The sequence below is a fragment of the Pseudomonas sp. B6001 genome (assembly GCF_013386015.1).
GTDB lineage: Bacteria > Pseudomonadota > Gammaproteobacteria > Pseudomonadales > Pseudomonadaceae > Aquipseudomonas.
On the sequence record NZ_JACAOX010000001.1, the window covers coordinates 231,431 to 244,247 of the forward strand.

At 63.3% G+C, this 12,817-nt stretch carries 12 protein-coding genes; 2 read left to right on the forward strand and 10 right to left on the reverse strand.

The features are described from left to right. Positions 1 to 49: 49 nt before the first annotated feature. Genes murB through HX821_RS01160 form a run of 8 tightly spaced genes read right to left on the reverse strand, consistent with a single transcriptional unit; the run spans position 50 to position 6,894 of the window. Entirely contained in the window at positions 50 to 1,069 is a 1,020-nt protein-coding gene (gene murB / locus HX821_RS01125) for a UDP-N-acetylmuramate dehydrogenase (protein ID WP_177035149.1), read from the reverse strand. Next, positions 1,066 to 1,530 carry a low molecular weight protein-tyrosine-phosphatase gene (locus HX821_RS01130; RefSeq protein ID WP_004371338.1) on the reverse strand — a complete coding sequence of 155 codons (465 nt, stop codon included), beginning with the start codon at positions 1,528 to 1,530 and terminating at the stop codon, positions 1,066 to 1,068. The genes murB and HX821_RS01130 overlap by 4 nt, the downstream gene beginning before the upstream one ends. Next, positions 1,530 to 2,294, reverse strand: coding sequence for a 3-deoxy-manno-octulosonate cytidylyltransferase (kdsB, locus tag HX821_RS01135; protein WP_008434982.1), 765 nt, complete (start codon positions 2,292 to 2,294; stop codon positions 1,530 to 1,532). The genes HX821_RS01130 and kdsB overlap by 1 nt, the downstream gene beginning before the upstream one ends. Next, positions 2,291 to 2,476 carry a Trm112 family protein gene (locus HX821_RS01140; protein ID WP_003174668.1) on the reverse strand — a complete coding sequence of 62 codons (186 nt, stop codon included), beginning with the start codon at positions 2,474 to 2,476 and terminating at the stop codon, positions 2,291 to 2,293. The genes kdsB and HX821_RS01140 overlap by 4 nt, the downstream gene beginning before the upstream one ends. Positions 2,477 to 2,500: 24 nt before the next feature. Beyond that, positions 2,501 to 3,511 (reverse strand): tetraacyldisaccharide 4'-kinase, encoded by a 1,011-nt coding sequence (gene lpxK, locus HX821_RS01145; protein ID WP_177008421.1) that lies wholly within the window; start codon positions 3,509 to 3,511, stop codon positions 2,501 to 2,503. Continuing rightward, positions 3,511 to 3,939 carry a biopolymer transporter ExbD gene (locus HX821_RS01150; RefSeq protein ID WP_004371361.1) on the reverse strand — a complete coding sequence of 143 codons (429 nt, stop codon included), beginning with the start codon at positions 3,937 to 3,939 and terminating at the stop codon, positions 3,511 to 3,513. The genes lpxK and HX821_RS01150 overlap by 1 nt, the downstream gene beginning before the upstream one ends. Then, positions 3,936 to 4,571 carry a MotA/TolQ/ExbB proton channel family protein gene (locus tag HX821_RS01155; protein WP_177035150.1) on the reverse strand — a complete coding sequence of 212 codons (636 nt, stop codon included), beginning with the start codon at positions 4,569 to 4,571 and terminating at the stop codon, positions 3,936 to 3,938. Before HX821_RS01155 ends, HX821_RS01150 begins: the two co-directional genes overlap by 4 nt. A gap of 31 nt (positions 4,572 to 4,602) precedes the next feature. Next, complete coding sequence (locus tag HX821_RS01160) at positions 4,603 to 6,894, reverse strand: DNA internalization-related competence protein ComEC/Rec2 (RefSeq protein ID WP_177035222.1); 2,292 nt, start codon at positions 6,892 to 6,894, stop codon at positions 4,603 to 4,605. A 147-nt stretch (positions 6,895 to 7,041) separates the two neighbouring features. Here HX821_RS01160 and HX821_RS01165 point away from each other — a divergent pair, with 147 nt between their 5' ends. After that, on the forward strand, positions 7,042 to 7,557 hold the full coding sequence (locus HX821_RS01165) for a DUF2062 domain-containing protein (RefSeq protein WP_004371367.1): 516 nt from the start codon (positions 7,042 to 7,044) through the stop codon (positions 7,555 to 7,557). 3 nt (positions 7,558 to 7,560) lie between these two features. Here HX821_RS01165 and HX821_RS01170 read toward each other — a convergent pair whose 3' ends face one another. Both HX821_RS01170 and HX821_RS01175 read right to left on the reverse strand, forming a co-directional pair. Further along, positions 7,561 to 8,931: a sensor histidine kinase gene (locus HX821_RS01170; protein WP_008434990.1), complete on the reverse strand. Its 1,371-nt coding sequence runs from the start codon at positions 8,929 to 8,931 to the stop codon at positions 7,561 to 7,563. Further along, complete coding sequence (locus HX821_RS01175) at positions 8,918 to 9,646, reverse strand: response regulator transcription factor (RefSeq protein WP_004371371.1); 729 nt, start codon at positions 9,644 to 9,646, stop codon at positions 8,918 to 8,920. The genes HX821_RS01170 and HX821_RS01175 overlap by 14 nt, the downstream gene beginning before the upstream one ends. Positions 9,647 to 9,851: 205 nt before the next feature. Between HX821_RS01175 and HX821_RS01180 the strand changes: the two genes are divergently transcribed. Next, positions 9,852 to 12,605, forward strand: a complete 2,754-nt coding sequence (locus HX821_RS01180; protein ID WP_008434994.1) for a response regulator — start codon at positions 9,852 to 9,854, stop codon at positions 12,603 to 12,605. Positions 12,606 to 12,817: the final 212 nt, after the last annotated feature.

A 12,817-nucleotide genomic window follows, 5' to 3' on the forward strand; every position in this document is an offset into this window, starting at 1 on the left:
AAAAAAGCCCTGCAATGCAGGGCTTGGTGCGTCAAAAAACAAGCTTAGTTCAATAGCGATTCGGCTCCATTTCCAGCACCACCTTGAAGCGCTTTTCGATGTCCTGCTGGATACGCAGCGCGAGCCCGGCAATGTCCTGGCCGCTGGCCGCGCCGTAGTTCACCAATACCAGTGCCTGCAAGCGATGCACGCCGGCATCGCCATCGCGAAAGCCTTTCCAGCCGGCCTTGTCGATCAGCCAGCCGGCGGCCAGTTTCATCTGCCCGTCGGCCTGGGGGTAAGCCACCAGGTCCGGGTATTGACGCTGCAACTCGGCAGCCAGTGCCTGGGACACCAGCGGGTTCTTGAAGAAACTCCCCGCATTGCCGAGCACCGCCGGGTCGGGCAGTTTCTCGCTACGAATGCTGCAAATCGCGCGGCTGACATCGCTGGGCGTGGCCTGCGCGATGCCTTGCTCGGTCAGGCGCTGTCGCACCGGCCCGTATTCAAGTTTCAGATGCACGGCACGGCTCAGGGCAAAACGCACCCGCAGGATCAGCCAGCGCCCCACTTCGTGCTTGAACAGGCTGTCGCGGTAGGCAAAGTTGCACTCGGCCAGGCTGAAATCCCGCAGTTCGCCGGTCTGGCGATCAAGGGCGGTCAGGCCGCTGAATACATCCTTGATCTCTACACCGTAGGCGCCGATGTTCTGCATCGGTGCGGCGCCGACCGTGCCGGGAATCAGGCTGAGGTTTTCCAGGCCGGAAAAGCCCTGGGCCAGGGTCCACAGCACAAACGGATGCCACGCTTCGCCCGCTTCGGCCTCAACCACGACCTGCACGCCATCGTCGTGCAACACCCGGATGCCCTGGCTGGCCATGCGCAGCACCAGTGCGTCAATATCCTGGGTCAACAGCAAGTTGCTGCCGCCGCCAATCACCAGCAACGGCAGTTGTTGCTTGGCGGCACAGGCCAGGGCCTCACGCACGTCGGCGTCATTGTGGGCCTCGGCAAACAGCCGGGCACGCACGTCGATACCAAAGCTGTTGAACGGCTTGAGCGAAACCTGTGCCCGTACCTGCAAAGTCATAACCGGCCCTTCAATTCAATCACCAACAGGTCACAGGCGCGCTCGATCAGGTCGAGGACAGTTTCAAAGCCCTGGTCACCTTCGTAGTACGGGTCCGGCACTTCATCCACCACCGAGTCGTAGCGGCGCAGGAACAGGTCCAGGTCCGCCTTGCCTTGAGCCGGCTGCATGGCCTTGAGGTTGCGCAGGTTGCTCTGGTCCATGGCGAGGATCAGGTCGTAGCGGGAAAAGTCGGCACGCGACACCTGTTGTGCACGCTGGGCCGACAGGTCGTAGCCGCGTTGCAGCGCTGCACGCTGGCTGCGCTTGTCCGGTGGGTTGCCGACGTGCCAATCACCGGTACCGGCAGACGCCACCTCAACCTGATCGGCCAGGCCGGCTTCGCGCAATTTGTGGCGCAGAACGCCTTCGGCCGTGGGCGAACGGCAGATGTTGCCCAGGCAGACGAACAGAACCTGCATCAGGCCCCCAGCAGGCGACGGACGCGCTCGAGGTCTTCAGGGGTGTCGACGCCCGCCGGCGGCGCTTCCAGGGCATCGCCCACATGAATGCGCACGCCGTGCCACAGGGCACGCAGTTGTTCCAGGGATTCGGTATTTTCCAGCCAGCACGGGCCCCAGCTCACGAAGTCGTGCAGGAAACCGGCGCGGTAGGCGTAGATGCCGATGTGGCGACGGTACGGCACGCCAGCCGGCAGCACGTCAGGCTGTTTGGCGAACGCATCCCGCGCCCACGGCAAGGTGGAGCGGCTGAAGGTCAGCGCCAGGCCATTGATGTCGCTGACCACTTTCACCACGTTGGGGTTGAACAGGGTCTCGATGTCTTCAATCGGCTCGGCCAGGGTCGCCATGCGCGCTTCGCCATGGGCTGCCAGGTTGGCCGCCACCTGATCGATCACGCTGGGCGGAATCAACGGCTCGTCACCTTGCACGTTGACCACGATGGCGTCCGCCGCCAGGCCCAGCTTGGTGGCCACTTCGGCCAGGCGGTCGGTACCGGAGTTGTGGTCTTCACGGGTCAGCACCGCTTCGGCACCAAAGCCTTTGCAGGCCTCGATGATGCGCGGATCGTCGGTGGCCACCACTACCCTTTCGGCGCTGCTTTTGCAGGCCTGTTCCCACACCAGCTGGATCATCGGCTTGTTGCCGATCAGTTGCAGCGGCTTGCCGGGCAGGCGGGTGGAGGCGTAGCGGGACGGGATGACAACGGTGAAGGCGGTGGTCATTTATCCAGGCGCTCGTCGGTGGTCAGGGTGCGGGCTTCGCTTTCGAGCATTACCGGAATGCCATCACGAATCGGGTACGCCAGGCCGGCGCCCTTGCTGATCAGCTCGGTTTTGTCGGCGCTGAGCTTGAGCGGACCCTTGCAGATCGGGCAAGCGAGGATATCGAGCAGTTTGGTGTCCATGAGTATGTCCTGGAGAGCAGCGTTTTAAGGCAAAAGGCGAGCGGGCAGCAAGCGCATCAACTGCGTGTCGAACCAGGCGATAAACGCCGGTGACGGTGCCGCGTCCACCGCAAGGTACCACCAGTCGGGCCTGGCAAAGGCGCGGCACTTCACCGCGTCCTTTTCAGTCATGACCAACGGCAGTGCCGGTGTGAAATTCAAGACCTCGGCGCTGTACGGCGCGTGGTCGGCAAAAGCATGGGGTATTGGGCGCCAGTGTAGCGTTTCAAGGGTATTGAAGAAACGTTGCGGGTTGCCGATGCCGGCCACCGCATGTACCTGCTGCCCCACCGGGAAGTGTTCGACGGGTTTACGCTCGCCGGTATGCAGGTTGACCAGCGCGGCAGGCAACAGACGGAAGGCAAAGCCGTCGTCACGGTCAGAACCTGCGCCGTTGTAAAGCAGCGCATCGACGCTCTGCAAACGCTCGACCGGCTCACGCAACGGCCCCGCCGGCAGGCAGCGACGGTTACCCAGCCCGCGGGCGGCGTCAATCAACACCAGTTCCAGGTCACGGGCCAGGCGGTAATGTTGCAGGCCGTCGTCGGAAAGGATCAGGTCGAGGGTTTCGCTGGCCAACAGCGCCTTCACGGCGCGGCTGCGGTCGGGGTCGATCATCAGCGGCACGCCGCTGCGCTGCACGATCAGCAAGGGTTCGTCCCCCGCCACCGCTGCGGTTTGATCGGCCTCTACGCGCCATGGAAACTGTGGCGGCTTGGCGCCATAACCGCGGCTGACCACACCGACGCGCAAACCACTGCGCTGGCAATGGTCGATCAGCCAGAGAATCATGGGCGTCTTGCCGGTGCCACCCACCGTGATATTGCCTACCACCACGACCGGCACCGGCGACTGATAGATCTCGCCCTCGCCCGCCAGGAACCGTGCGCGCTTGCGCTGCACCACCCGGCGATAGAGGGATTCCAGCGGCTGCAACAACGCAAGTGCAGGATGGCCTTCGTACCAAGCCTTGAGCAAACGATCAGTCATGGCCATCAGGGTTGGCTCGCCGCCTCGACGGTGGTCATGCGCAAATGGCTGAAGCCGAGCTTGCCGGCAGCGTCCATCGCCGTGATCACGGCCTGGTGCTTGGTGTTGCCATCGGCGCTGATGGACAGTGGCAAGTTAGTGTCCCCACCAGACTCTTTTTGCAGCGCTTCCATCAGGCTGGCCAGGTCGTTTTTCTCCAGCAACTGGTTATTCACCGAGAACACGCCATCGGCGCTGATGGCGATGTCCAGTTGCTTGGCCTGCTGGTCTTCCGCCGGCGAACCGCTGACGGCTTCCGGCAGGTCGACGCGCAGCTGGGTTTCCCGGGTAAAGGTGGTGGTGACGACAAAAAACAGCAGCAGGATAAACACCACGTCGATCAACGACGCCAGGTTGATATCGACGTTTTCCCGTTGCTTGCGACGAAATTTCACGCGTTGCCCTCAACCAGGTCCACGTCACGGTCGCCCTGTACCACTTCCACCAGCTTGATGGCTTCCTGCTCCATGCCCACCACCAGTTCGTCGATGCGCCGTTGCAGGAAACGGTGGAAGAACACCGAAGGAATACCGACCATCAGGCCCGCCGCCGTGGTGATCAAGGCCTTGGAAATACCACCGGCCAGCACTGCGGCGTTGGTGGTCATGCCCGACCCCATGAATGAGCTGAAAATATCGATCATGCCCAGCACCGTACCGAGCAGGCCGAGCAACGGTGCCATGGCGGCGATGGTGCCCAGGGCATTGATGTAGCGCTCCAGCTCATGGATGACCCGGGCGGCGGCCTCTTCGATGCACTCCTTCATGATCTCGCGACCGTGCTTGGAGTTGGCGAGGCCGGCGGCGAGGATTTCACCCAGGGGCGAGTTGGCGCGCAGTTCCTTGAGCTTTGTCTTGTCGAGCTGCTTGTTCTTGATCCAGCCCCAGACCTGGCCCAGCAGGTGGTCAGGCGCTACACGGCTGGCACGCAGGGTCCATAGGCGTTCGGCGATGATGCCGAGTGCGGCGATGGAACTCAAAATGATCGGCAACATCATCCAGCCGCCGGATTTGACCAATTCCCACACAGTGAATGTCCCCTCGAAAAAGTGCGCCACTTTACCATAAGGGTCCGGTGGAAGGGCTGGCCTGCCCCAGAGCATCCTGTCGCAGGGGCCGCTCTTTGGTAACGCTGTTTTGCGGTGGGCGCTCGCGCCAGAAACGCCGCTGGCTGCGCGCGGCCAGCGGCGGCTGGAAGGTGCCCAGTTGCAGGCGGAGTGCGCCTTGCTCGGCACTGTCATAAATCGCGCTGCCCATGGCCTGGTAACGCTCCAGCACCTGTGGATGCGGGTGGCCAAATCCATTGCTGCGCCCCCGGGAAATCAACACGGCCTTGGGTGCCAGGCGCTGTAGAAAGGCCCATGACGACGAGCTGCGGCTGCCGTGGTGCGGCGCTTGCAGCCAATCGACAGGAGCGCCCATGGGAGTGGCCAGCAATGCCCGCTCGGCGTCATGGTCAATATCCCCGGTCAGCAACAAGCGCTCGCCATTGGCCTGCACCCGCAACACGCAGGACATCTGGTTACCGTCCGTCGCATCAGGCCATTGCCATAGCTCGAACCTCACGCCGTCCCACTCCCACTGCTCGCCGCTGACACACGCCTGGGTACCGAGCGAGGCCGGCAGCCGTGCCGTCTCACCGCCCACCACACGCTTGACCGGCAACCCATGGACGACGGCCAACGCGCCGCCGGCATGATCGGCATCGGCATGACTGAGCAGCATCACGTCCAGCTCTGCGACCCCCAGCTTGCGCAACGCAGGCAATACGACACGCGCGCCAAGATCGAACTCACCGGAGCGCGGCCCGGCGTCATACAGCAGTACATGGTTGCGGGTACGCAGGATGATCGCCAACCCCTGGCCGACATCCAGTTGCACCACCTCGACCAGCCCATGAGGTATCGACTCCCGCGGCGGAAACACCGCCAGCAGCAACATCGGCCAACCCAGCAGCCGAAACGGGACGCCCTTGGGCAGCAATAACAGCACCGCCCCCAGCAGGCTCACCAGCCAATAGTTAATGGGCACTTGCGCCGGTATCCAGGCCGGCAAGTACTGCGCCAGCAGCGCCAGTGCCTTGAACAGCCCGTCCAGCGTGCCGCCCGCCAGCCATAACAACCCCTCTCCTATATAAGGCAGCGGCAATAACACCGTACCCAGCAAGGCCAGGGGCAGCACCACCAGGCTGATCCACGGCACCGCAACCAGGTTGGCCAGCGGCCCGCTCAGGCTGATGGGCAGGCCAAGCACCAGCAGCAGCGGAAACAGGCCGATGGCAATCATCCATTGGGCGCGGGTCCAGGCTTGCCACAAGGGCCAGGGGCCCAATCGGCCACTGAACGCCAAAATCAGCACCGCAACAGCCGCAAAAGACAGCCAGAACCCCGGCTGCAGGCTGGCCAACGGTTCGAGGATCAGCACCGCGTCCAGCGCCAGCAACAGCGGCCACCAGATTCCCAGGTGACGAAACCGCAGACGCCACAGCAATACCAGGCCCACCATCACACAGGCCCGTTGCACCGGCACCTCGAAACCTGCCAGCAGGCCGTAGCCCAGCGCTGCAGCAAACGCCAGGCCGCAGGCCCAGGGCAGCCACGGCAAAGGTTTCGGCCAACCCCCGTAGCGCGCAAGACCGGCGACCAGGCCATAGATCAACCCCGCCAGCAGGCCGATGTGCTGCCCGGATATCACCAGTAAATGCACGGTGCCAGTGGCTTGCAGGACCCGCCAATCCTCGGCGGCCAACCCGGAACCATCGCCGAGCACCAGCGCCGCCAGGCCCGCCTCTCGCCCCTGGGCATCCACTGCCAGCAGCCGCTGGCGAATCCCGTCGCGCCAGGCATGTCGTGCCGGTGCCAGCAGTTGGCCGTCCTTGACCGAGCCGGTGGCGCCAATCCGCTGGGCCAGCAGCCAGGCTTCATAGTCAAAGCCATCGGCATTGAGCAATCCGGAAGGACGCTTGAGAGTCACCGCCAGTCGCCAGCGCTCACCGCTCTTAACCGGTGGGCCGCCGCGCCAGGACACGCGAATGCGCTTGGGAAGCAGGTCCTTGCGTGACCGGCTGTCGGTCAGTTCGAAGCGCACACCGTCGCCCATCTGCTGCGGTAACCCGCTGACACGCCCCTCCACCCAGCGGGTCTGGCCATCCAGATGCGGGGCCAACCGGTCATCCAGCGCCCACTGGGCGCTGAGGCATGCCCAGCCCAGGCCAAGCAGGAAAAACCCCAGCGGATAGGTACGAAAAGGCAACAGCATCAGGGCCAGCACCGGCATCAGCAACAGCCAGCCGCCGGACGGCAACGCGGGTAAAAAACGCAAGGCGAGCAGCCCCAGCGCGAGTGCGAACATCCCTGTTCTCATGGATCTTTCCTTGAAAGCGACCCATTGAGTCTTAGCCGGGCTAGCGGTGTGGCCTATTATTATTTGTCACAAAGTCTGAATTTCACGTTCGTGGAATGCGGGCATACTTGCCCCTCGAACTGACCTGGACCCCTTATGCCACGGCGCTTATTCAAACGGTACATGCCCGATCCGACCAGCATTCGGGAACACAAGTCCTTACGCTTTCTCGGCAAGTTGCTGCATGACCCGAATCTCTGGCACCTCAATCGGCACTCGGTCGCGCGGGCCATGGCCGTTGGCCTGTTCGCGGCATTCATCCCCATTCCCTTGCAGATGCTGCTGGCAGCGGTCCTCGCCATCAGCGTGCGTGGCAACATGCCGATTGCCGTGAGCCTGGTCTGGCTGACCAACCCGATTACCATGCCGCCGGTGTTTTTCTGCACCTACATGACCGGGGCCTGGCTGATGAATGTGCCACCCCGCAGCATGCCCGACGAGCTGACCTGGGAATGGATCAGCGGGCAGTTGTCGACGCTGTGGCAACCGTTCCTGCTGGGCTCGGTAGTACTGGGGCTGGTGATGGCGGTGCTGGGTTATTGCCTGACCATGGGCTATTGGCGCTGGTGGGTGGCCCGGCAGTGGAAAAAACGCAAACAGCGCAGGTTGTAACCGTTAGCGCGCCAGCAAGCGCATGTGCACACGTAAACCCTGGCCGGTATTTTCCGCCCACAGGCTGCCGTCCTGACGCTGCACAGCGTTGCGCGCAATGCTCAAGCCCAGGCCAAAGCCGCCGTCGCCGGGCCTTGAGCCGTCCAGCCGGGTGAATGGCGCAAAGATTCGCTCCAACTCCACCTCATCGATCCCGCCGCCCTGGTCTTCCAGCCACAAGTGCCAGTGATCCCCCTCACGCTGCCCGCCCAATTGCACCGTTCCGTCTTGCGCAGAGTGCCGGATGGCATTGCGCAGGATGTTCTCCAATGCCTGGGCCAGCAGGTTCAGATGACCGCGCACCCAGCAGTCGGCCCCCAGCTCGCACTGCAAGCGTGAAGCCGGCCAGCCACTTTCAAAACAGGCGTTTTCCCGGAGCATGTCCCACAGCGCCTGCACCTGGATGTCTTCCTTGGGCAACGGCGCGCGTTCGGTGTCGAGCCAGGCCAGTTGCAGGGTGTCGTCCACCAGGCGCTGCATGCCGTCGATTTCCCTCCCCAGGCGCTCGCGCAGCTGGGTCAGGTCCTGCTCGCTGTCACTGGCCACACGCAGGCGGCTCAACGGTGTGCGCAACTCATGGGACAAATCCCGCAGCAGTTGCTGTTGCAGGGCCACGGTGCCTTGCAGGCGTTCAGACATCTGGTCAAACGCGCGGCCCAATTCCCCCAGTTCATCCTGGCGGCTGGTGGTGTCGCGGGAAAGCCGGGTGCCCAGTTGATCGGCACGCCAGGCGTTGGCCTGCTCTCGCAGGTGGTTGAGAGGCATGATCAACAGCCGGTAGAGGCCAATGCACAGCAGCAGGGTGAACAGGCCGGGAATCACGCCATTGGTGACGATCCGCCAGAACAGCTGGTTTTGCCCGGGCATGAAACGCCGCGGCAACTCGATCACCAGGGAGCCCGCACCCGGGTCGAGCGGGAACGGGATTTTCAACCACGGCAGGCCCTTGGCATGCCGGCTGACGGGCCAGTCCAGGCCGCGCAGGAAGGTCAGGCGCTGGCTCTCCTTGTCCGTCAGTGGGTAGCTGCTCAGGGATTGCAGGTCGTTGCCGATAACCCCCACCCAGGTGCGCTCGCGCTGGCCCAGGGTGTGCAACCATTCGTCCACACCGGCGTTGCCGCCCTTGTTCCAGGCCAGTTCCGCGCCAGCGGCATAACCGCTCAGGGTGGCGCGGGCCTCGCTGGACAGAAAGGCATTCTGCTCTTCCATATACCGGCCCCATGACCAACTGAGCCAGATCATCAGCAAGCAGAATGCGATCAGCAGGCAGGCCAGTTTCCAGAATAACGAATGCTTGCCCGGCAGCCGTTTGAACGCGGCTTTAAAGCCCGTCATCGTGACCGCTCAACACATAGCCCTTGCCCCACACCGTGCGCACTTCCCGCTCGCTGTAGCCGACAGCCTTGAGCTTGCGACGAATCTGGCTGATGTGCATGTCCAGGCTGCGGTCATGGGGCGCATAGCCGCGCTGGAACACATGCTGGTAGAGGAAGGCTTTGCTGAGGACTTCTTCGGCGTTGCGGTGCAGGGTTTCCAACAGGCGATATTCGCTGCGGGTCAGGCCGGCCCACTGCTCCCGGTGAAACACATCACACAGCTCGTCATCGAAACGCAGGCTGCGGGCATCGCCGCGCACCGCCGCCAGGGCCGGCAACGGCCGCCGGTCCAGGGCGACCCGGCGCAGGATCGCTTCGATGCGCACCCGCAACTCGGCCATGCTGAACGGCTTGGGCAGGTAATCGTCGGCCCCCAGGCGAAAACCGCTGATGCGATCGGCTTCGGCCCCCAGGGCCGACATCAGGATCACCGGCATCGAATGGCTCTGGCGCAAATGCGTGAGCACCGACAAACCGTCCATGCCCGGCAGCAGGATGTCCATCAACACCACGTCGAAGCGCTGATCGCGGGCCATTTGCAGGCCCTGCTGGCCATTCTGGCACCAGGTCACCTGGAAGCCACAGAGGCCCAATTGCTCATGGACATAGGCGCCAAGCACAGGATCGTCTTCAATCGCCAGGATACTGGGTAAGCCAAGTGCTGCGGGATTCATTAGCGTCTGCAAGTCATTCTCAATGACTGATTATTCAAGATTGCCCCCCCATGAGCAACCGCCGCCGGGCGTCCGGCGGCCCAAGGTTTGCCTCAGGTCATTAATTTTGCAAGATTCCCCGCCGCGCAAATGGCTACACTGCGCAGGTGGCGCGGGCCGGATGCCTGCGTGGAATTCGACAACAGTGTGGTAGCAGGAGAGTGGCGTGCTTAAAAGAATGGGGATAAAAGGCCGCGTACTGTTGCTGACCTTATTGCCTACCAGCCTGATGGCGTTGCTGCTGGGCGGGTACTTCACCTGGATGCAGCTTTCGGAGTTGCAGTCGCAGTTGCTGCAACGCGGCGAGATGATCGCCGAGCAACTGGCGCCGCTGGTGGCCCCGGCCCTCGGCACCAGGAACACCGACCTGCTGGAACGCATCGCCACCCAGTCCCTGGAACAAACCGATGTGCGCGCCGTATCGTTCCTCGGGCCCGACCGCACGCCCCTGGCCCACGCCGGGCCGACCATGCTCAACCAGCCGCCCATCGGCAACAGTTCGCACCTGTTGCAGCGCACCGGCAATGACGCCACCCGTTATCTGCTGCCGGTGTTCGGCCGCCATCGCAACCTCGCCGGTGAACTGATCCCGGATGAATCCGACCGCCTGCTCGGCTGGGTCGAGCTGGAACTGTCCCACAACGGCATGTTGCTGCGTGGCTACCGCAGCCTGTTCGCGAGCCTGCTGCTGATCGCCATCGGCCTGATCTGCACGGCGGCCCTCGCCTTGCGCATCAGCCGTACGATCAACTCACCGATCGGCCTGATCAAACAGGCCGTCGCGCAACTCAAGGACGGCAATCTCGAAACCCGCTTGCCACCCCTGGGCAGCCAGGAGCTGGATCACCTGGCCTCGGGCATCAACCGCATGGCCGAGACCCTGCAAAACGCCCAGGAAGAATTGCAACACAGCATCGACCAGGCCACCGAAGACGTGCGGCAAAACCTCGAAACCATCGAGATCCAGAACATCGAGTTGGACCTGGCCCGCAAGGAAGCCCTGGAAGCCAGCCGCATCAAGTCGGAGTTTCTGGCCAACATGAGCCATGAAATCCGCACGCCGTTGAACGGCATCCTTGGTTTCACCCATTTGTTGCAGAAAAGCGAACTGTCACCGCGCCAACTGGATTACCTGGGCACCATCGAAAAATCCGCCGACAACCTGCTGGGCATCATCAACGAAATCCTCGACTTCTCGAAAATCGAGGCCGGCAAGCTGGTGCTCGACAGCATCCCGTTCAACCTGCGGGACTTGCTGCAAGACACCCTGACCATCCTCGCCCCGGCCGCCCACGCCAAACAGCTGGAGCTGGTGAGCCTGGTCTACCGCGACACGCCGCTCGCCTTGGTGGGTGACCCGCTACGGCTCAAGCAGATCCTCACGAACCTTGTGAGCAACGCGATCAAGTTCACCCGCGAAGGCACCATCGTTGCCCGCGCCATGATTGAAGACGAACAGGAAGACAGCGTACAACTGCGCATCAGCGTGCAGGACACCGGCATCGGCCTGTCGAACCAGGATGTGCGGGCGCTGTTCCAGGCGTTCAGCCAGGCGGACAATTCGCTGTCACGCCAACCCGGCGGGACCGGCCTTGGCCTGGTGATTTCCAAGCGCCTGATCGAACAGATGGGCGGTGAGATCGGCGTCGACAGCACGCCGGGAGAAGGCTCGGAATTCTGGATCAGCCTGAACCTGCCGAAAACCCGTGACGATATCGAAGACCTGCCCTCCGCGCCGCTGCTGGGCCGGCGCGTGGCGGTGCTGGAAAACCACGAGCTGGCGCGCCAGGCCCTGCAACATCAGCTGGAAGACTGCGGCCTGGAAGTCACCCCGTTCAACAGCCTGGAAAGCCTGACCAACGGCATCACCAGCGCCCACCAGACCGAACAGGCGATTGACCTGGCCGTGCTGGGCATCACCGCCAACGACATTCCGCCGGAGCGTTTGAACCAGCACCTGTGGGACCTCGAACACCTGGGCTGCAAGGTACTGGTGTTGTGCCCGACCACCGAACAGCTGCTGTTCAACCCCTCGGTGCCCAACCCCAACAGCCAGTTGCAGGCCAAGCCCGCGTGCACCCGCAAACTGCGTCGCGCCCTGGCCGACCTGATCAGCCCGCGCCCGCTGCGCAGCGAACCCGGCGAGCCCCTGTCCAGCCGCGCGCCGCGGGTGCTGTGTGTCGACGACAACCCGGCCAACCTGCTGCTGGTGCAAACCCTGCTGGAAGACATGGGCGCCAAGGTCCAGGCGGTGGAAAGCGGTTACTCGGCCATCGAGGCAGTGAAGCAGGAAGCCTTCGACCTGGTGCTGATGGACGTGCAGATGCCGGGGATGGACGGTCGCCAGAGCACCGAGGCAATCCGCACGTGGGAAAGCGAACGCCATGGCACACCGCTGCCCATCGTCGCGCTGACGGCCCATGCGATGGCCAACGAAAAACGCGCCCTGCTGCAAAGCGGCATGGATGATTACCTGACCAAACCCATCAGCGAACGGCAACTGGCCCAGGTGGTGTTGAAATGGACCGGGCTGGCCCTGCGCAACCAGGGCCCGGACCGTGGCACCGAAAGTTTCGGGCATGCCACGCAATTGCCGGTGCTGGACCATGAAGAAGGTTTGCGCCTGGCGGCCGGCAAGGCGGATCTGGCGGCAGACATGCTCGCGATGCTGCTGGCCTCGCTGGAAGCGGACCGTGAAGCGATTCGCGTCGCCCGTGACGCCAATGACCGCAACGCCCTGATCGAACGGGTGCACCGCCTGCACGGCGCCACCCGGTATTGCGGCGTGCCGCAACTGCGTGCGGCCTGCCAACGGGCCGAGACCCTGCTCAAGCAGGACGACGCCAAGGCCATGCCGGCCCTGGATGAACTGGACATGGCGATTGCCCGGCTGGCCAGCGAGGCGCGAGTCAGCGCGTAAACTTTCGGGGCAATGTGGCGAGGGAGGCTTGCTGTGGCGAGGGAGCTTGCTCCCGCTGGAGTGCGAAGCGCTCCCAGGATTTTGGGGCCGCTGCGCAGCCCAGCGGGAGCAAGCTCCCTCGCCACAGCAAGCTCCTCGCCACAGTAAGCTTCCTCACCACAGACAAGCCCCCTCGCCACAAAATCAGCTTTCCATCATCAAGAAGGAATATT